The sequence below is a fragment of the Sulfitobacter sp. 1A13353 genome, from assembly GCF_043557255.1.
GTDB lineage: Bacteria > Pseudomonadota > Alphaproteobacteria > Rhodobacterales > Rhodobacteraceae > Sulfitobacter > Sulfitobacter faviae.
Window position 1 is genome coordinate 678,939 of sequence record NZ_JBIFFS010000002.1, and the last position, 19,602, is coordinate 698,540.

The 19,602-nt window shown below is 62.9% G+C and carries 20 protein-coding genes; 6 read left to right on the forward strand and 14 right to left on the reverse strand.

The features are described from left to right. The first annotated feature begins 79 nt into the window (after positions 1–79). The 6 genes from ACGYLO_RS07040 to ACGYLO_RS07065 all read left to right on the forward strand — a co-directional run bounded on the left by ACGYLO_RS07040 (position 80) and on the right by ACGYLO_RS07065 (position 6,643). Complete coding sequence (locus ACGYLO_RS07040) at positions 80–1,621, forward strand: bifunctional diguanylate cyclase/phosphodiesterase (protein ID WP_271688284.1); 1,542 nt, start codon at positions 80–82, stop codon at positions 1,619–1,621. 301 nt (positions 1,622–1,922) lie between these two features. Then, positions 1,923–3,794, forward strand: coding sequence for a membrane protein insertase YidC (gene yidC / locus ACGYLO_RS07045; protein WP_271688285.1), 1,872 nt, complete (start codon positions 1,923–1,925; stop codon positions 3,792–3,794). Next, entirely contained in the window at positions 3,794–4,531 is a 738-nt protein-coding gene (locus ACGYLO_RS07050; RefSeq protein WP_271688286.1) for an MOSC domain-containing protein, read from the forward strand. Before yidC ends, ACGYLO_RS07050 begins: the two co-directional genes overlap by 1 nt. Then, positions 4,531–5,181 (forward strand): ribosome biogenesis GTP-binding protein YihA/YsxC, encoded by a 651-nt coding sequence (yihA, locus tag ACGYLO_RS07055; protein WP_271688287.1) that lies wholly within the window; start codon positions 4,531–4,533, stop codon positions 5,179–5,181. Before ACGYLO_RS07050 ends, yihA begins: the two co-directional genes overlap by 1 nt. Positions 5,182–5,218: 37 nt before the next feature. After that, positions 5,219–6,082, forward strand: coding sequence for an acetylglutamate kinase (gene argB, locus ACGYLO_RS07060; RefSeq protein ID WP_209218368.1), 864 nt, complete (start codon positions 5,219–5,221; stop codon positions 6,080–6,082). 66 nt (positions 6,083–6,148) lie between these two features. Beyond that, positions 6,149–6,643, forward strand: a complete 495-nt coding sequence (locus ACGYLO_RS07065; protein ID WP_271688288.1) for a histidine phosphatase family protein — start codon at positions 6,149–6,151, stop codon at positions 6,641–6,643. A 62-nt stretch (positions 6,644–6,705) separates the two neighbouring features. Here the strand turns inward: ACGYLO_RS07065 and ACGYLO_RS07070 are convergent, their stop codons facing one another. The 14 genes from ACGYLO_RS07070 to rpsM form a co-directional block, all read right to left on the reverse strand. Continuing rightward, entirely contained in the window at positions 6,706–7,473 is a 768-nt protein-coding gene (locus tag ACGYLO_RS07070; RefSeq protein WP_067263096.1) for an amino acid ABC transporter ATP-binding protein, read from the reverse strand. Between the two features lie 14 nt (positions 7,474–7,487). Beyond that, a complete protein-coding gene (locus ACGYLO_RS07075; RefSeq protein WP_271688289.1) occupies positions 7,488–8,786 on the reverse strand; it encodes an amino acid ABC transporter permease in 1,299 nt (432 codons plus the stop codon). Between the two features lie 3 nt (positions 8,787–8,789). Beyond that, on the reverse strand, positions 8,790–10,004 hold the full coding sequence (locus tag ACGYLO_RS07080) for an amino acid ABC transporter permease (RefSeq protein WP_067263100.1): 1,215 nt from the start codon (positions 10,002–10,004) through the stop codon (positions 8,790–8,792). 243 nt (positions 10,005–10,247) lie between these two features. Beyond that, the gene (locus ACGYLO_RS07085) at positions 10,248–11,264 is read right to left on the reverse strand and encodes an amino acid ABC transporter substrate-binding protein (protein ID WP_209218372.1); all 1,017 of its coding nucleotides are present in this window, start codon (positions 11,262–11,264) and stop codon (positions 10,248–10,250) included. A 193-nt stretch (positions 11,265–11,457) separates the two neighbouring features. Then, positions 11,458–12,171, reverse strand: coding sequence for an ATP12 family chaperone protein (locus tag ACGYLO_RS07090; protein WP_271688290.1), 714 nt, complete (start codon positions 12,169–12,171; stop codon positions 11,458–11,460). Further along, entirely contained in the window at positions 12,168–12,851 is a 684-nt protein-coding gene (locus ACGYLO_RS07095) for an HAD-IA family hydrolase (RefSeq protein WP_271688291.1), read from the reverse strand. Before ACGYLO_RS07095 ends, ACGYLO_RS07090 begins: the two co-directional genes overlap by 4 nt. Beyond that, the gene (locus tag ACGYLO_RS07100) at positions 12,848–13,894 is read right to left on the reverse strand and encodes an RluA family pseudouridine synthase (RefSeq protein ID WP_271688292.1); all 1,047 of its coding nucleotides are present in this window, start codon (positions 13,892–13,894) and stop codon (positions 12,848–12,850) included. Before ACGYLO_RS07100 ends, ACGYLO_RS07095 begins: the two co-directional genes overlap by 4 nt. Further along, positions 13,891–14,244, reverse strand: a complete 354-nt coding sequence (locus tag ACGYLO_RS07105; RefSeq protein WP_271688293.1) for a CrcB family protein — start codon at positions 14,242–14,244, stop codon at positions 13,891–13,893. The genes ACGYLO_RS07100 and ACGYLO_RS07105 overlap by 4 nt, the downstream gene beginning before the upstream one ends. A gap of 31 nt (positions 14,245–14,275) precedes the next feature. Further along, positions 14,276–15,583 (reverse strand): replication-associated recombination protein A, encoded by a 1,308-nt coding sequence (locus tag ACGYLO_RS07110; protein ID WP_394376370.1) that lies wholly within the window; start codon positions 15,581–15,583, stop codon positions 14,276–14,278. Between the two features lies 1 nt (position 15,584). Beyond that, a complete protein-coding gene (locus ACGYLO_RS07115) occupies positions 15,585–16,958 on the reverse strand; it encodes a trypsin-like peptidase domain-containing protein (RefSeq protein WP_271688295.1) in 1,374 nt (457 codons plus the stop codon). 112 nt (positions 16,959–17,070) lie between these two features. Further along, positions 17,071–17,487: a 50S ribosomal protein L17 gene (gene rplQ / locus ACGYLO_RS07120; protein ID WP_271688296.1), complete on the reverse strand. Its 417-nt coding sequence runs from the start codon at positions 17,485–17,487 to the stop codon at positions 17,071–17,073. A gap of 163 nt (positions 17,488–17,650) precedes the next feature. Beyond that, positions 17,651–18,667, reverse strand: coding sequence for a DNA-directed RNA polymerase subunit alpha (locus ACGYLO_RS07125; protein WP_007118862.1), 1,017 nt, complete (start codon positions 18,665–18,667; stop codon positions 17,651–17,653). A gap of 114 nt (positions 18,668–18,781) precedes the next feature. Then, positions 18,782–19,171 (reverse strand): 30S ribosomal protein S11, encoded by a 390-nt coding sequence (rpsK, locus tag ACGYLO_RS07130; RefSeq protein WP_067263152.1) that lies wholly within the window; start codon positions 19,169–19,171, stop codon positions 18,782–18,784. Between the two features lie 15 nt (positions 19,172–19,186). Next, entirely contained in the window at positions 19,187–19,555 is a 369-nt protein-coding gene (gene rpsM, locus ACGYLO_RS07135) for a 30S ribosomal protein S13 (RefSeq protein ID WP_067263150.1), read from the reverse strand. Positions 19,556–19,602 lie beyond the last annotated feature (47 nt).

Genomic DNA, 19,602 nt, shown 5'->3' on the forward strand with positions numbered 1-19,602 from the left:
TTAACCCACAGCACACCCTAAAGGCGATATCCCTCCCCCGTCAGCGCAGGCATTGCGCGTATTGGGAAGGGATATCGCGATGGCAATTCACCGGCTTTCCGGGCTCACGCAACTGCGCCAGGCGTTCGCCGTTTTGCTCAGCGGTCAGGCCGCTTTGGCCTTCCTCCCCGCGCTGACGTTGCTGGCCTTTTGGATCGGCGGCGAAATGGCTCTGATCGCCGCCTCCGCTGCGCTGCCGCTTCTTTTCCTTGCGGGGCAGCGCTTTGGCGGGAATTCTCAGGCACCCCAAGACGCGCTCGGCGGCATCCTACAACGCAGCGCTTTTGAGGAGTTCGCCGAACAAGTTTTTCAAACCGCCCAATCTCGGGGGCGTTTGTCGGCCACATGTTTCATTGCGCTCGAAGGGCTTGACCAAATCATCGAACGCCACGGTCAAACCGCCGCCGACACGCTCGTGCGGCAAAGCGGCGAACGATTGCAGGGCGCCCTGCGCGACGATGATCTCATCGGCAAAATGGGAGAGGCGCGGTTCGCCGTCTGCACGGCCCCTGTACGGCAGCTTGACCTTGAACTCTGCATTCAACTGGCCGGGCGGCTACAATCCGTTTTGGAAAAACCGTTTTTCGACGATGGGGTTACGATCCACCTCACAGCCTCCGTCGGCTTTTGCCTTAACACCCGCACCCCGGGCGGGGATGCCGCCGCATGGCTTGCCGCCGCTGCCACCGCCCTGCGCAGCGCGCAGCGCCGCGGCCCCTCCTCCATTCGCGCCTTTTCCGACCAGATGCGCCGGGAAACCGAAAGCCGCGCCGAACTGCGCGCAGAGGTCGCGCAGGCCTTGGACAACGGCCAAATTCAACCATGGTTCCAGCCGCAAATCTCAACCGACACAGGCCAGATCACCGGCTTTGAAGCCTTGGCGCGCTGGAACCATCCGGTACAGGGCATGATCCCCCCTTCGGATTTCCTGCCCGCCGTCGAAGAGGCAGGCCTGTTGGAGCGTTTGGCCGAAGTCATGATGTACCACTCTTTCGCGGCCCTCAAAGCCTGGGACGGGTCCGGCACCATAGTACCGCAGATCGGGGTGAACTTCGCCGGGGGTGAACTTGCCAACCCCCGGCTCATCGACAAAATCACTTGGGAGTTGGACCGGTTCGACCTGTCCCCCGACCGGCTCGCCATCGAAGTACTGGAAACCGTCGTCGCCTCAACTGCCGACGATGTGATCACCCGCAATATCAACGCTCTGCGCAAGCTCGGTTGTCGCATCGATCTTGACGACTTTGGCACGGGCCATGCCTCCATCGCATCCATCCGCCGCTTTTCCGTCAGCCGGATCAAGATTGACCGCTCTTTCGTCATGAAAGCCGACCGCGACCCCGACCAGCAGCGCATGATCAGCGCCATTCTCACCATGGCCGAACGACTGGGCATTGAGACCCTCGCCGAAGGTGTGGAAACGGTGGGGGAGCATGTCTTACTCGCCCAACTCGGCTGCGACCATGTGCAGGGATTCGGCATCGCCCGCCCCATGCCCTTTGAGCAAACACTCGATTGGATCGCCCGCCACAACGCGAAACTGCAAGACGTGCCGCGCATCATGAATGGGCGTGCCACCTAGCGGGCTCTGTGCTTAGCACCGGCCCGGGGCATTAAGCGACGGTGGTCGCGACGGCCGAAGGGTCTGAGGCAGAGGAGAACACCCTGCACCCCGAAGTACGGTCACACCCTTCGTGCCCGCCTCGCTCAATGCCGGGGCCGCCGCTCCCCCGCAACCGCCCCCGGCGAAACTCCGCAAAACCCATGCCAGATGGACCAAAACCACCCTGCATCCCCCTTCATCCCGCCCGATTCCACTTGACCTTTGGCCCCGCACTCTGTTGAACCCCCGTGATATTCAAAGACATCAGGTGGCGGCCCCCATGGACGAACAGAACAAGAATCTCATCCTTGCCACGGCGCTCAGCTTTGCCGTCATCCTCGTGTGGTTCCTTCTGTTCCCGCCCCCTGAAGCCGACCCAGCATTGGAACCCGGTACCGAGATCAGCGAGACTGTCGAAGGCACTTCGGTTCCCGCCTCCACCGCCGATACCGCGGCCGCGCCCGGCACGGAAGATGGCGAAGGCGCCGCCCCCGAAGGCCGCCGCGCGGCACTGGCAGCAGCGCCTCGCGTGGCAATCGCGACAGACAAGGTCAGCGGCTCCATCTCGCTCATGGGCGGTCGGATCGACGATCTGAAATTGAACGATTACCAAACCACGCTCGACGCGGATGCCGAAATCGTGACGCTGCTCTCCCCCGAAGGGTCGAGCGATGCTTACTATGCGCTGCACGGTTGGGCCGCCGGTTCGGGCCTCGCCCCCGATGCCGCGCCGGGTGTCGACACGCTTTGGACCCTGAGCGAGGGCGAAACGCTGGGCATCGACAGCCCCGTGACCCTCACTTGGGACAATGGCGCCGGGCAGGTCTTTACCCGCACCATCTCGGTCGATGACCAATATATGTTCGACATCACCCAGAGCGTGACCAACAACGGCGAAGGTGCGGTGAACCTCGCCCCCTTCGGCATGATCGCGCAGCACGGGCTGCCCGAAGACCTGAAAAGCTTCTTCATCCTGCATGAAGGCGCCGTGGCCATGGCCAATGGTGAACTTTCCGAAGTCGATTGGGACGATATCGCCGAAGCCGATGTGAACAGCACCTGGGGCCGCCCCGCCGTGGTCACCGAAGGCGTCACCGAGGGCTGGGTCGGCTTTACCGATCACTATTGGCAGGCGGTGCTGATCCCCGACGCGGGCGAAACCTTTGAACAGGCGCTCACCTATGATCCGCGCGCGGACACCTACCGCGCCTTCACCCGCCAGCCCACCCGCTCGGTCGCGGCAGGCGAAAGCGTCAGCACCTCCAGCAAGTTTTTCGCCGGTGCCAAGGAATGGGAAACCCTTCAGGATTACCAATCCTCCGGTGTTGCCAAATTCATCGACAGCATCGACTGGGGCTGGTTCTTCTTCCTGACCAAGCCGATCTTCTGGCTGCTGCATGAGCTCAACAAACTTATCGGCAACATGGGTGTCGCCATCATCGGCCTGACGCTGCTGATCAAGGCGGTCCTCTTCCCGCTGGCGTACAAATCCTACGTCTCCATGGCGCGGATGAAAGAACTTCAGCCCGAGATGGAAAAGCTGAAGAAAGAAGCGGGCGACGACCGTCAGAAGATGCAACAGGGCATGATGGAGCTCTATAAGAAGAACAAGGTGAACCCAGCTGCGGGCTGCCTGCCGATCCTGTTGCAAATTCCGATCTTCTTCTCGCTCTACAAGGTGATTTTCGTCACGATCGAACTGCGCCACGCCCCCTTCTTTGGCCCGTTCCAAGACCTCAGCGCGCCCGATCCGACCTCGATCATGAACCTCTGGGGCCTCTTGCCCTATGCCGCGCCCGAGCCGGGTTCGATGCTGGCGCTGATCTTCATCGGCATCCTGCCGCTGCTCTTGGGTATCTCCATGTTCTTGCAGCAAAAGCTGAACCCGGCGCCCACCGACCCGACACAGCAGATGATCTTTGCGTGGATGCCTTGGGTCTTCATGTTCATGCTGGGCGGTTTCGCGAGCGGCTTGGTGGTGTACTGGATCGCCAACAACACGATCACTTTCACCCAGCAATATCTGATCATGCGCAGCCAGGGGTACAAACCTGACCTTTGGGGCAACATCAAAGGCGGCTTCAAACGCACGCCCAAGAGCGCTGCCGCCAATGCGGATGCCAAGCCCAAATCGGGCAAGTCGAAAAAGTGATGCAGGTCACCGCGCTCAACCGGCATCCGCTCAAGGCCCATGGCCGCGAGACGGTTGAGCGTGTGACCCTGCGCGCCGGGCAATCCATGCCCTACGACCGGCTCTGGGCCGTGGCCCATGACGCCTCCAAAGCCGCGCCGGGAGACTGGGCGCGGTGTTTGAATTTCACCCGGGGGGCCTCTTCGCCGCAGTTGCAGGCGATCACGGCCAAGCTGGATGAGACCACTGAGATGCTCACTCTGCGCCACCCGACGCGCGGCGAAATCACCTTTCACGCGGATCGCGAACAGGCTGCCTTCCTCGACTGGGTGCGCCCGCTGGTGGCCGAAGGCCGCGCTGCCCCGGTGGATATCCTCCGCCTTGATGGCCGCGGCTATACCGACAGCGCGGAGCCGACGCTCTCGCTCAACAGCCTCACCTCCCATCGCGCCGTCGAAGAATTGGCAGCTGCCCCGCTGCAAACCGCCCGCTGGCGCGGCAACATCTGGTTTGACGGTGCGGCCCCTTGGGCCGAGTTCGACTGGCTGGGGTGCGATCTGAAAATCGGCGAAGCACGGCTGCATGTCTCCAAACGCATCACCCGCTGCCTTGCCACCACCGTCAACACCGACACCGGCGCGCGCGACGTGGACACGCTCGCCGCACTCGACCAATTGGGTCACCGGGATTTCGGTGTTACCCTGACCGTCACCAAGGGCGGAGAGATCGCCGTAGGCGACGAACTGGAGCTGATCTGATGCAAGTGAACTACACCATCGCCGAAGAGCCCGACGCGCCGAGCGCCGAGAAGGGCCGGATGCTTTTCGCCGGGGAGACGACATTCGTCAAAGGCGTGGTGGCGATGGACGGGCTGCCGCCCCCCGACCGAATGGAGGTCTGCTTTGCCGGGCGCTCCAACGTCGGGAAATCGACGCTGATCAACGCGCTGACCGGGATGAAAGCGCTGGCGCGGGCGTCGAACACGCCGGGCCGGACGCAAGAGATTAACTTTTTTACCGCCGGGGAAGAGCACTACCTCGTCGACCTGCCGGGCTATGGCTATGCCAATGCGCCGCTGCCAGTAGTCGAGAAGTGGCAGCGTCTGCTGAAACAATACCTCTCGGGCCGCCAGACCCTGCGCCGCGCCTTCGTGCTGATCGACGCGCGCCATGGGGTCAAGAAGGTCGATGATGAGATCATGTCTTTGCTCGACAGTTCCGCCGTCACCTTTCAGGTCGTGCTGACCAAGGCGGATAAGGTCAAAGAAGCCGAACGCGCGAAGATCCTAACGCAGGTGAAAGACGCGCTGAGCAAACACCCCGCCGCCTACCCGGAGATTGTCGTGACATCTTCGGAAAAGGGCTGGGGCATCCCTACGCTGCGTGCCATCATCGCCACGCTGGTATAGCACCTCCCGCCGCTATCGGCTTCCCATGGGTCAACAGATGAGAACGCAAGACATGAACCGCGACTGGATCGCCACCGCCCAAACCCTCAGCCAAGCTCTGCCCTTTTTGCAACGCTACGCCGATGCCACCGTGGTCATCAAACTGGGCGGCCATGCGATGGGCAGCGACGAAGCGATGGACGAATTTGCCCGCGATGTCGCGCTGATGCGGCAGGTGGGGGTGAACCCGGTGATCGTCCATGGCGGCGGCCCGATGATCAACGACATGCTGGCGCGGTTGAACATCAAATCCGAATTCGTGAACGGCAAACGGGTGACCGATGCCGCGACCATGGAAGTGGTCGAGATGGTGCTTTCGGGCCTTGTCAACGCGCGGATCGTGCAGGCGATCTCGGAGCAAGGTGGCCGCGCGGTTGGTGTTTCGGGCAAAGACAGCGGGTTGATCGTTTGCGACCCCGAAGACCCCGCTCTAGGCCTCGTGGGCAACCCGACACAGGTCAACCCGCGCATCCTGCGGGACTTTGCCGACAAGGGCATCATTCCCGTCATCGCGCCGCTCGGCATGGGCCACGGGGGGGAGACCTATAACATCAACGGCGACACCGCCGCTGGCGCCATCGCGGGCGCGCTGGAGGCCGACCGCTTGCTGTTGTTGACGGATGTGGCGGGCGTCAAGGACGGCAACGGAGAGGTTGTGACCGACCTCACAGCGAGCCAGATCAACGAGATGATCGCCGATGGCACTATTGCGGGCGGGATGATTCCCAAAGTGCAAACCGCGCTGGACGCGCTCGAAGGCGGTGTGCGGGCGGCGGTCATCCTCGACGGGCGCGCGCCCAATGCCTGCCTGTTGGAGCTTTTCACCGAACACGGCGCGGGCAGCATCATTCGCAAGGGCTAGGCCCAAAGCGCTTGCCCCCTGCCCCTGCTTCGCGCCTATGATGGGTCGAGCAGTGAAAGGAACGACATGCGCCGCCTGATCCTGATGCGACACGCGAAATCGGACTGGTCCCATGGGACCGGCGACCACGACCGCCCCCTGAACGCCCGCGGGCGCGGGGCGGCCCAAGCCCTTCGCAATTGGCTGCGCGCAGAGGCGCTGCTGCCTGATGCGGTGCTCTGCTCAACGGCGGCCCGCACCCGCGAAACCTGCGCCCGCTTGGCGCTGCCTGAGGGTTGTCAGGTGGAGTACCTGCGCGAACTCTACCTCGCCGAGCCTGATCAGATCATCACCAGCCTGCGCCAGCGCGGCACGGGCAACACCCTGCTGCTGGTTGCGCATAACCCCGGCATCGCCGCTGCCGCCGCAGGGCTGTTGCAGCAGCCGCCCGAACAGGAAGCCTTTGATCGCTACCCCTCCGGCGCGACGACGGTGATGGATTTCGCGGTTGAATGCTGGGCCGAGGTGGCCCCCAGCAGCGGCCTGCTGCACGCCTTCACCGTCCCCAAACAACTGTTTTGAAACGCAAACGCCCCGACCAAATGGCCGGGGCGCAGGTTTTACCTTGGTCCGATTTTCCCGGTTCAGTGCCCGAGAATCTGGCTCAGGAACAGCTGCGTGCGCGGGCTTTGCGGGTTGTTGAAGAAAGCCTCCGGCTCGTTCTGCTCAACAATCTGGCCTTCGTCCATGAATATCACGCGGTTCGCCACCTGACGGGCAAAGCCCATCTCATGGGTCACGCAGAGCATGGTCATGCCCTCTTCGGCAAGCTCGATCATCGTGTCGAGCACCTCCTTGATCATCTCGGGGTCGAGGGCCGATGTCGGCTCATCGAACAGCATGACCCGCGGGCGCATGCAGAGCGAACGGGCAATCGCCACACGCTGCTGCTGACCGCCCGACAACTGGCCGGGATACTTGTTCGCCTGATCGGGGATCTTCACCTTTTCAAGGAAATGCATCGCCGTTTCTTCGGCTTCCTTCTTGGGTGTCTTGCGGACCCAGATCGGCGCCAGCGTGCAGTTCTCAAGGATCGTCAGATGCGGGAAGAGGTTGAAGTGCTGGAAGCACATGCCGACCTCTGAGCGGATCTTGTCGATGTTCTTGAGGTCCGAGCTTAGCAGCGTGCCGTCGACCTCAATGGTGCCCTTCTGATGCTCTTCCAGCGCGTTGATGCAGCGGATCAGCGTCGACTTGCCCGAGCCCGATGGCCCGCAGATCACGATCCGCTCGCCCCGATGCACGGTTAGATTGATGTCGCGCAGCACGTGGAAGGCCCCGTACCACTTGTTCATGTTGTCGATGCGGATCGCGACTTCGTCGGATACTTTCATTTGTGCGGTCTCAGCCATGCGAGAACCCTCCCTTAACGATGGTCAGTCGCAAGACGGCGTTCCAGCCACTGCGAGTATTGAGAAATGCCGTAGCAGACGATGAAGAACAGCACGGAAGCAAAGAGGAAAAGCTCCCAGTAGACGCCGTTCCAATCGGTCGAGGCGAGGATCGGACCGCGGATCATGCCGATGATGTCGAACAGCGAGATCACCGAGACCAGCGTGGTGTCCTTGAACAGGCCGACCGCGATGTTGACGATGCCCGGAATCGAGATCTTCAGCGCCTGCGGCAGGATGATCAGCCGCATCGCCTGCGGGTAATCGAGGCCAAGGCTGTCGGCGGCTTCATACTGACCCTTCGGCAACGCGGCGAGACCGCCCCGGATCACCTCGGCGATATAGGCCGAGGAGAACATGGTGATCATGATCACAACGCGGATGAAGAGGTCGACGCCCGAACCCGGCGGGAAGAAATAGGCCAGCATCACGTTCGCCACGAAGAGCAGCGTGATCAGCGGCACGCCGCGGACGAACTCGATGAAGACCACGCAGATGCCCTTGACGATCGGCAGGTGCGACTGGCGGCCAAGCGCCAGCGCGATGCCGATGGGCAGCGACAGCGACACACAGGTAATGCCCAGCATCATGTTGAGCATGAAGCCACCAAGGTCACGGCTCGGGATCGATTGCAGCAGGGGCGATGCGGGGCGCAGCGCCTCGCCAATAAAGCCGCCGATATACCAGACAATCACCGCAGCGACGACGCCGCCCGCCAGCGCCATGGCAAAGCTCTTCTGCACCAGACGGCTATAGACGACATAGCCCGCCACGACGCCCAAGAGCGCGAAGATCGGCCCCCAGATCGGCCCGCCCCAGATCAGCCAGAAGGCAAGGAACGGGTAAACGCCGGTGAAAAGCAGCAGCTTGCGCGGCAGGTCAATGAAGAGCACGGGGGCCGCGGCAAGGAACAGCAGCACCAGCGCGAGGGTGGGACGCCAGTATTGGTCGCTGGGATATTTGAAGCCGAAGAGCAGTTGATGCCAGCGCTCGCTCAGCACCGAGAAACAGGCCCCGGTCGCGCCGTCCAAAATCTCACGACATTCCGACAGGCTGCTCGCCGACCAGACGCCGTTCAACAGCCACGGCAGAGAGCCGGAGACCAGAAGATAGAGGAAATAGAGTGCCACAATCGTCAGGATCGCATTCGCCCATGTCGGGAAAAGGTTGTCCTTCACCCATTTCAGTGGGCCGCCGACCTTATCCGGCGGGGCCACAGGCGGCAGCGAGGTTTCACGCACGAAGGCGATGGATTCAGCATGTGTGTCTGACATGGCTTAACGCTCCTTCAGCTTCGTTGCGTTGTTGTAGACGTTCATCACCATGGAGATGCCCAGCGAGATGACGAGGTAGAAGAGCATCAGAAGAACCACGCATTCGATCGCCCGCCCGGTCTGGTTCAGGGTGATCCCGCCCAGCGTCGCGGTGATGTCGGCATAGCCCACGAGGATCGCCAGCGAGGAGTTCTTGGTGATGTTCAGGTAGTTCGAAATGAGCGGCGGGATGATCACCCGCAGCGCCTGCGGCAGCACCACAAGGTTCATGATCCGGCCCGACCGCAGGCCCAAGGCAGCAGCGGCTTCGGACTGGCCCTTGCTGACCGCTTGAATGCCGGCGCGGACGTTCTCGGCGATAAAGGCACCGGTGTAGATCGACAAGGCGAACCACAGCGCGATCAGCGGCGCGCCGATCTGGATGCCGCCGCGGAAGTTGAAGCCCTTCAGCGCGGGGTAATCCAGCCCGATCGGCATGCCCATGATGAAGAACATGATGATCGTCGGCAGCAACAGGATCGCGACCGAAGGCCAAAGCATCGGCAGCAGGCGACCGGTGTCATAAAGCAGCTTGGTCGCATAGCGGCGGTAGGCGAAGACGCCGATCACCGAGGCGACAAAGGTCGCCACCACGATCATCGACCCCGGCCCCCAGACCGGCCCGGGAATATAGACGCCCCGGTTGGTGAAGGCGAAAGAGCCCAGCATCATGGTCGAGGCCGGATCGTCACCGCGGAAGGCCGAAGGCGCGGGCATGGCGGCGGTCATGATGGTGTAGATGATCAGGATCCAGATCAGCACCGGGATGTTGCGGAAAATCTCGACGTAGCCGGCCATCAGCTTGCGCACGAGCCAGTTGTTCGACAGGCGCAGAACCCCGGCGATCACGCCAAAGATCGTGGCCGTGACGCAGGCAAGGAAGGACACCAGAAGCGTGTTGATGATCCCGACCCAAGCCGCCTGAAGGTTCGACGATTGGCTGGTATAGGGGATCAGCGTCTGGTTGATGTCATAGCCCGCCGGATTGCCGAGGAACTGGAAAGAGATGTTCAAACCGGCGGCGCGCAGGTTCGCGGCTAGGTTCGATCCCAGATACCAGATCGCCGTGACCAGCAGCGCCAGCGCGATCACCTGAAAGGTGATCGACCGATAGCGGGTGTCGCTCAACAGCATAGATGGCCGGAACGACGCCTTGGGAGGGTCGGAGAATGTCGTCATGTATGTATCCCTGTGTTCCGGCTTGTTTTTTATCGGTGCATTTGGCGCACCTTGGCCGAATCATTTTTGGTCGTAGATCGATTTATCTCGATCGTGGGTTTTTATTGTCTCGTTGGGGTTTCGTCAGTCGTTTTTTTGACCGTTCTTCTTGTCAGTAGGGAGCTTTTGCTGGCCAGAGGCAGGCAGCCCCACCGGCCAGAGGCGCAAGGGGCGCAGGAATTCCTGCGCCCCTCGCTTCGCGATTTAGCGGAAGGGCGGTGCGTAGAGCAGGCCACCATCTGTCCACTGGGCGTTCAGCCCGCGTGCCAGACCGATGGGTGTCTCTTCGCCGATGTTCTTGGCAAAGATCTCACCGTAGTTGCCTTCGGCCATGATGGCGCGCTTGGCCCAGTCGGCGTCGAGGCCGATCATCTCACCCAATGTGCCCTCGGTGCCCAAAAGGCGGGCAACTTCGGGGTTGTTGGTGTTGCCGGTCATCTCTTCGATATTGGCCGAGGTGATGCCCAGTTCTTCGGCAGCGATCAGCGCGTTCAGCACCCAGCGGGTGATGTCGCCCCAGTCGTTGTCGCCGTGACGGACCAGCGGGCCCAGCGGCTCTTTCGAGATGATCTCGGGCAGCAGCACGTGCTCATCGGGGTTTTCGAAGGTCGCGCGTGTCGCAGCAAGGCCCGATGCGTCGGTGGTGTAGGTGTCGCAGGCACCGGCAAGGTACTGCTGCTGGCCTTCGGCGTTGGTTTCAACGGGGACCGGCTCGTAGCTGATGTTGTTCTTGCGGAAGAAGTCCGCGAGGTTCAGCTCGGTTGTGGTGCCGGTCTGGATGCAGACGGTCGCGCCGTCCAGATCCTTGGCCGAGGAAACGCCAAGCGCTTTGGGGACCATGAAGCCCTGACCGTCGTAGTAGTTCACGCCGATGAAGTCGAACTTCAGGTCGGTGTCACGGCTGAAGGTCCATGTGGTGTTCCGTGCGAGGAAGTCGATCTCGCCCGAGGCCAGCGCGGTGAAGCGGGTTTTGCCGGTTGTCGGCACGAATTCCACGGCGTTCTTGTCGCCCAGAACGGCGGCGGCAACGGCACGGCACACGGCCACGTCGAAACCTTCCCATTCGCCGTTGGCGTTCGGCGCGGCAAAGCCTGCAAGGCCTGTGGTCACGCCACAGTTCAGCTTGCCACGGGCCTTGACGTCATCAAGCGTGGCGGCACCAGCAGCGCCGGCCGCAAGGCCAGCAACGGTCAGCGCGCCAAAAATTACGGTTTTTTTCATTTTTACCTCTTCCTGATAGTCCGCCACGTTCACTGGCGGTTAATCCGACGCCAGATGACGCCGAAAGCGATCTTGTGCAGGGTTTCCCCTGCTCAATGAAAAGCAGTGTGGGCGGATTCAGGTTTGAAGGTCAAGGGCGCGATGGGCAAAATCAGGGCGGGTTTTCACATCGAGTCGCAAAGCTTTTATCAAGTTAAGCAGCTTTGCAAAGCACTATTATTGCACATGCATGTAAAAATGCCTGCCGCTTGATTTCGGCCTCTTGCTCGGCCACGTCATCGCGGCCCCATTGCTCGGCCTGCCATGTCTCATCCAGCCGCGACAGGGCCCAAATTTCCTCGGGGTCAAAGGCCTGTTCGAGCGCGGCAAAGCCAAGGATCAGCGAGCCGGTGAGGCTCACAAGGTCATGAAAAGCCGCCAGTTCAAAGGGATCAAGCGCCGCCGTCCGCCGGTGCAATTGGGCCAGGGCTTCGGGCGCTTGCGGCTCATGCATGATGCCCTCCCGCGTCTCCAACCGCACGCCAAGGGTTTGCGCCGCCCAGTCCAGCATCGGATCCCACTCAGCCGCTTGCCGGGCGACCAGACCTTCGGGGCTGTCGGCGCGGTAGCACAGAAGATCGCTGTCGCCATAGGCCGCGAGCATCTCGACGACCTCGGCCTTTTGCACCGCGACCTTGTCGATCGCGGCATTGGCGGTCTTGGTCACCGGCATGGTACGCGGGTCGATCTGCTTTTCCTGCGCCTGCCATTCGGCGGCCACGGCCTCGGCCATGGCGCGGGTCGGCAGGGTCAGCAGGCGCTTGGCCGGGGTCTTCACCCGGCGGCCGTCCAATTCGACGGTGAAACCGTCTTCGACCGTGACCACGGCGGCGTCTTTCCAAAAGCGTTTGGCTTTCCAGTCACTCATGCGGGAATGCTCCAGATTTGTTCCAGCAGGGCGGGCAGCGCCGCGAAATCCTCGACCAGATGCGCGGCGGCGGCCAGCCGTTCCGGGCCGTGATAGCCCCATTTGACGCCGATCCCGGTCACCCCGGCAGCGGCGGCCATGTCCATGTCGAAAGAGGTGTCGCCGATCATCACCGTGGCCTCAGGCCCTACCCCGGCATCGGCCATCGCCTGATGGATCATCGACGGATGCGGCTTGGAGGGATGGAAATCCGCTACCTGCTGCGTGATGAAAAGCCCCTCCAGCCCGTGACCGGCGATCAGCTTGTCCAGCCCGCGTTTCGACTTGCCCGTGGCGACGCCCAACAGCATCTCCGGCTCTGCGTGAAGACGCCGCAACGTCTCCAACGCGCCGGGGTAAAGCGGCGAGGATTGCGCCACCCCCGCCTCGGCCCGCAGGGTCATATAAGCAGCCTTATAGGCTTCAACCATCGCAAGGTGATCTCCCGCCGGGCGCCTGGGGGCCAGTACCGTCATCGCCACATCCAGCGACAGGCCGACGATCGACAGGATCTCGGCCCGCGTTGGCGCGGGTGCCTCCACAGCCGCAAAGGCCGCCGTCATCGCCGCGACGATATCGCCTTGGCTGTCGACCAGCGTGCCGTCGACGTCAAAAATCACCAAACGGAGCGGTTTGCTCATTGCAGCGACTCGAAAGGGTCTTCTTCGGCGAGATCCTCGGTCCAGCCGAAGGTGTCCCAGCTATGCGCCATATGGTCGGGCAGTTCAGCGGTGATCGTCACCACCTTGCGCGTGTGCGGATGTTCGAAACGCATCATCCGCGCGTGCAGATGTAGCTTCTTCGAGATGATCCCGCCCAGTTGCGCGCCCCAGCCGTCGCCGAGGTTCTCCTGCCCCGAACCGCCGTATTTGCCGTCGCCAACGATCGGATGCCCAATCTCGGCCATATGCGCCCGCAGCTGGTGGGTGCGGCCCGTGACCGGCTCCATCGCCACCCAAGACGCGCGCGAGCCGACGCGGAAGAGCGTTGCATAAAGCGTATGCGCGCGTTTCGCGCCCGGCGTGTCGTCCATGTCGCGCGGGTGCACGGCAATCATCTTTTCGCCCTCGCCCTTGCGGCCATGGCCGCCGGCCTTGACCAGACCGTATTTGATCTCCCCCAGATAGGGCGTGGGCACGCCCGCGACGATGGCCCAATAAATCTTGCGGGTTTCGCGGTGCCGCATCGCCGCCGTCAGCGATTTGGCCGCCGCACGGGTGCGCGCCAAGAGCAGCACGCCCGAGGTATCGCGGTCGAGCCGGTGCACGAGGCGCGGCTTTTCCTCGGCGTCGAAGATCAGCGCTTCGGACAGCGCGTCGACATGGCGGTCGGCCTGGCCCGAGCCGCCCTGCACCGCCAGCCCGGCGGGCTTGTTCAGCGCGATGACGTGGTCGTCGCGGTAGATCACGCAGTCGCGGATCATTTTGGCGTCGGCCTCGGTGATGCGTGTCCGCTTGGGCGGCGGGGGCGGCGCGGCATCGGGCAGCGGCGGCACGCGCACCTGCTGGCCCGCCTCGAGCCGCGTGTTGGCCTTGACCCGGCCCCCATCGACGCGGATCTCGCCCTTGCGGCACATCTTCTCGATGAGGCCCTGATTGATCTGCGGAAACATCCGCTTGAACCAGCGGTCAAGCCGCTGGTCGCCATCGCCCTCGGCGACGGTCACTGTCTGTACGCGGCTCATGCCAATACCTCACGGGCCAACCAGAGGCCCAGCAAACAGGCGGCCAGCGACAAGATCACCGAGGCCCCCACATATGAAAATGCGACAGCGGCGCGGCCTGCCTCAAGCAGGCGCAACGTGTCGAGTGAAAACGCCGAGAAGGTGGTGAAGCCGCCCAGAAGCCCGGTCATCAGGAAGGGCAGCAGCAGCGCCTTGTCCGCGAACGTGACCCAGACCACCCCGATGGCGAGCGAGCCCGCGACGTTGACGGCAAGCGTGCCCAGCGGAAAGCCCACGGCCAGACCGACAAGGTAGCGCAGACAGGCCCCCAGAGCGCCGCCGAGCGCCACCATGATCAGTGTTTTCATCATCGACACCCCATCGCGCCTGCGCGGCCCGGAGTCAAGTTTTCCGCTTGGCGCGCAGCCCCGCAAAGTAATCCTGCCGCTTTTTCAACTCCCGCTCGAAACCGCGTTCGACCGGTTCGTAAAGGCTGGGGCGTTCCATCGCGTCGGGGAAGTAGTTTTGGCCTGAGAACCCATCCTCGGCGTCATGGTCATAGGCATAGCCCGAACCGTAGCCCTGTTCTTTCATCAGCTTGGTGGGCGCGTTCAGAATATGTTTCGGCGGCGGCTCCGACCCGGTGCTGCGCGCCAGACGCCGCGCGCCCTTGTAGGCTTTGTAGACAGCGTTGGATTTCGGCGCGAGGCAAATGTAGGTCAGCGCCTCCGCGATGGCGAGCTCCCCCTCCGGGCTGCCGAGACGCTCGTAGGTCTCCCATGCCTGCAGGCAGAAGGCCTGCGCCTGCGGATCGGCGAGGCCGACATCCTCCACCGCCATCCGAGTAATGCGCCGCATCAGGTAGCGCGGGTCCTCGCCGCCCTCCAGCATCCGCCCCAACCAGTAGAGCGCCGCGTCCGGGTCCGAGCCGCGCATGGATTTGTGTAGGGCCGAGATGAGGTTGTAATGCGAATCCCCCGACTTGTCGTATTGCGCCGCGCGGCGCATGAGGCGTTTCGACAGGCCCGCCTTGTCGAGCGGTGCGTCGTCTTTCCACGCGGTCACCTGCTCGATCAAATTGAGCAGCGCCCGCCCGTCGCCATCGGCCATTTCCAGCAGCGCCTCGCGCGCCTCGGGTTGCAGGGGCAGGGGCTTGCCCAGCTCGCGTTCGGCCCGCTGCGCCAAGCGTTCCAGATCGCCATGGGGCAGGCGCTCCAGCACCAGAACCTGCGCGCGGCTGAGCACAGCGGCGTTGAGTTCGAAACTCGGGTTCTCCGTGGTGGCGCCGACCAGAAGGATGGTGCCATCCTCCATATGCGGCAGGAAGCCGTCCTGCTGTGCCTTGTTGAAACGGTGGATCTCGTCAACGAAGAGCAGCGTTCCCTGCCCCTGACGGCGGCGCATCTTGGCCGCGTCGAACACCTTGCGCAGTTCCGGCACGCCCGAGAAGATCGCGCTGATCTGCACGAAATGCAGATCGGTCTCATCCGCCAGCAGCCGCGCGATCGTGGTCTTGCCTACACCGGGCGGCCCCCAGAAGATCAGCGAGGACAGCGCCCCGGCGGCCAGCATCACCGACAGCGGCGCATCGGGGCCGAGCACCTTTTCCTGCCCGATCACCTCGCCAAGCGATTTCGGCCGCAACCGGTCGGCCAAGGGGCGGTGGCCGCCCTCTTCCGCCTCTTCCGTGTCTCCGAACAAATCCGCCACGCTACCCCCTGAACCGCAGCGCCATGCGCCGGTCACCGCGTTGTATCACCATCTGGATGCGACGCACCTGCCCCGAGAGCAGCGCCACGAGGGCGGCGGTATCCTCCACCGCCACGCCGTTGACCGAGAGGATCACGTCACCGTCCCTGACCCCCACGCGCGGGCCGAAACGCCCGGCGTCGAGCACCACCACGCCCGCGCTTTCCAAGGGCAAGTTCATCTCGGCAATGACCGCCGGGTTGATCCGCGCCGCTTTCAGCCCCGGCAGCAGGCTGCCCGCGCCCAAGGTGACCTCGGCCCGGTCCGGCACGTCGGGCGCGGCGATCAGGGCCACATTCATCTCCTGCAACCGCCCCTCGCGCATGACGCCCACGCGGGCGGAATGGCCCAGACCTGCCACCGACATGCGGTAAATCATCTCGGCGGGCGTGTTCACCGGCTGGTCGTCAACGCTGACGATCACGTCGCCAACCATCAGCCCCGCGCCGTTAAAGGGGCTGGCGGGATGCAGCCCGGAAACGATGATCCCGCCCGGACGGTCCAGCCCCAAGGGCCCCGCCATGTCGGCATCGACTGGCTGGCCTGAAAGCCCCGCCCAGGGACGCTGGAAAGCGGTCTCCCCGGCGCGGGCCTGTGCGACGAAGGCGGCCACCAGATCGGCGGGAATGGCAAAACCGATGCCGTTGCTGCCGCCCGAGCGGGTCAGGATCGAGGTGTTCACTCCGATGAGCCTTCCGCCCATGTCAATGAGCGCCCCGCCGGAATTGCCCGGGTTGATCGGCGCGTCTGTCTGGATGAAATAGCCCTGACCTCCCCCGCCCGCGGCGCCAGAGCGGGCCAGCCCCGAGACGATCCCGCTCGACACGGTCTGGCCCACGCCGAAGGGGTTGCCGATGGCCAACGTCAACTCGCCCACCTCCACCGCGTCGCTTTCGCGCAACTCGAGAAACGGCAGGTCCTCGGCCCCTTCGAGCTTGAGGATCGCCAGATCGCTGTCGGCATCGCCCAGAAGCACCCGGGCGCTGTACTCACGTCGGTCGTTCAGCACGACGCGGATGTCGGTGGCGGTGCCGACGACGTGGTAGTTCGACACGACGATCCCGTCGGCCGAGAGGATCACGCCCGAGCCAAGCGAGTTCTGCACCCGGGGCCGCTCGGAGAAGGGATCGCGAAAAAAGCGTTCGAAGAAGGGATCGGTCTGCAGCGGCGTGCGGCGGGCCTTTGCGATGGTCCGGGCGTAGATATTGACCACCGCCGGGGCGGCCTCTTTGACCAGCGGCACGAAACTCAGCTGCATCTGCGCGGCGGAGCTTGGCACATGCTGTGCGGCCAGCGGGCCGCAGAGCATCATCAAGAGCAGGAAAAGGGTTCTCATGCCCCAGATATGCGCAGGGAGTGGGGCCGGTGCAACTGCGATTTGCCCCCCTGCCCAGCAAAAGAAAAGCCCCGCCGGGGGCGGGGCTTTCCGAATAACGATGGCGGGGATCTTATTCCGCCGCGTCTTCCTCGGCCAGACGCGCCTTGTCGGCGGCACCCTTGGCGTCGCGGTCGCGGTCGACGAATTCGATGATCGCCATCGGCGCCATGTCACCATAGCGGAAGCCGGCCTTCAGAACGCGGACGTAGCCGCCCTGACGGTCCTTGTAGCGCGGGCCCAGCACGTCGAACAGCTTGGCGACATACTGGTCTTCTTTCAGCTTCGACGCGGCCTGACGGCGGGCGTGCAGGTCGCCGCGCTTGGCGAGCGTGATCATCTTCTCGATGATCGGCTTCAGTTCCTTGGCTTTCGGCAAGGTGGTCTTGATCTGCTCATGCTCGATGAGCGAGCCTGCCATGTTCGAGAACAGCGCCTTGCGGTGTTCATGTGTACGGTTCAGGCGGCGGTATCCACGTGCGTGACGCATTGTCTTACTCCAATCGTGATGCCCTCTACGGGCGGTTTTGCTTTGTCTGGCCCGCGATGCGTGTCACGAGCTCTCCTTGGGGCTTACGCCCGGTCGTAACGGCACCCGATTTCTTTGAAAGAAATCGGTGCCGGAAACTTTGAAAGTTTCCGGCGCCCGTATCTTAGAACGAATCCTCGAACTTTTTGGCGAGGTCTTCGATATTCTCTGGCGGCCAGTCCTCGACGTCCATGCCAAGGTGCAGACCCATGCCCGAAAGCACTTCCTTGATCTCGTTCAAGGATTTGCGGCCGAAGTTCGGGGTGCGCAGCATCTCGGCTTCGGTCTTCTGGATCAGGTCGCCGATGTAGACGATGTTGTCGTTCTTCAGGCAGTTCGCCGAACGGACCGAGAGCTCCAGCTCGTCGACCTTCTTCAGCAGCAGCGGGTTGAACTCCAGACCGTCGTCGTCGTCCTGACGGGACGCCGATTCCGGCTCGTCGAAGTTCACGAAGATGCCCAGCTGGTCCTGCAGGATACGCGCGGCGAAGGCCACGGCGTCGTCCGGCGTGATGGAGCCGTCTGTTTCCACTTTCATGGTCAGCTTGTCATAGTCCAGCACCTGCCCCTCACGGGTGGGCTGCACGTCGTAGGAGACCTTCTTGACCGGCGAATAGATCGCGTCGATCGGAATGAGACCGATGGGCGCGTCCTCGGGCTTGTTCTTGTCTGCGGAGACATAGCCCTTGCCGGTGTTGACGGTCAGCTCCATGTAGACATCCGCACCGTCATCGAGATGGCAGATCACATGCTCGCGGTTCAGAATCTCGATACCGGCGGATTCGGAGATGTCACCGGCGGTGACGACGCCCGGACCTTTGGCGGAGATCGACAGGCGCTTGGGGCCTTCGACTTCCATGCGCAGGCTGACGCCCTTGAGGTTCAGGATGATGTCGGTCACGTCTTCGCGCACACCGGCGACGGAGGAAAACTCGTGCAGCACGTTGTCGATCTGCACGGAGGTGATCGCCGCGCCCTGCAGCGAGGACATCAGCACGCGGCGCAGCGCGTTGCCGAGGGTCAGACCGAAGCCCCGCTCCAGCGGTTCGGCCATGACGGTCGCCTGACGTGCGGGGTCGTTGCCCGGCTTAACGTCAAGCTGTTGCGGCTTGATCAATTCAGCCCAATTCTTGTGGATCATGCGTCCCTCCATCCTTGTTTGTGCCTCATGTCCAAATGACACAAACGCTCGAGGTTTCTGAAAAGCGGTATGGGGCCGCACGCAAGGCGCGACCCCATGTAAAACAATCCCGACTTAAACGCGGCGGCGTTTGGGCGGGCGGCAGCCGTTGTGGGCCATCGGGGTCACATCACGGATCGAGGTGATGTTGAAACCGGCAGCCGCCAGAGCGCGCAGCGCGGATTCACGGCCGGAACCGGGGCCCTGCACTTCGACTTCCAGCGTCTTGACGCCGTGATCCTGAGCTTTGCGGCCTGCATCTTCTGCGGCCATCTGAGCGGCGTAAGGTGTCGATTTACGCGACCCTTTGAAGCCCATGGTGCCAGCGGACGACCAGGAGATCGCGTTGCCCTGCACGTCCGAGATCAGGATCTTGGTGTTGTTAAAGCTCGAGTTCACATGCGCCACGCCTGCGGCGATGTTCTTGGAGACCTTACGCTTGGTGCGTGTCTTATCGCGTGCCATTGATCGGACCCTCCCTTATTTCTTCTTGCCAGCAATGGCCTTCGCGGGGCCTTTGCGTGTGCGTGCGTTGGTATGGGTGCGCTGGCCGCGAACCGGCAGGTTGCGACGGTGGCGCAGGCCACGGTAGCAGCCGAGGTCCATCAGGCGCTTGATGTTCATCTGCGTGTCACGACGCAGGTCACCTTCGACGGTGTAGTTGGCGTCGATGTGCTCACGCACGGCCAGAACTTCGGCGTCGGACAGCTCGTTGACCCGGCGGGTCTCGTCGATGCCGACAGCTTCGCAGATGGCCTTGGCGGAGGAGCTGCCAATACCAGTGATATAGGTGAGGGCGATGGGAACCCGCTTTGCAGTCGGGATGTTTACGCCGGCAATACGTGCCACGTTAGCTATTCCTTTTCGTTGCGGGTCCGTGATTCCAGACCCTTTTT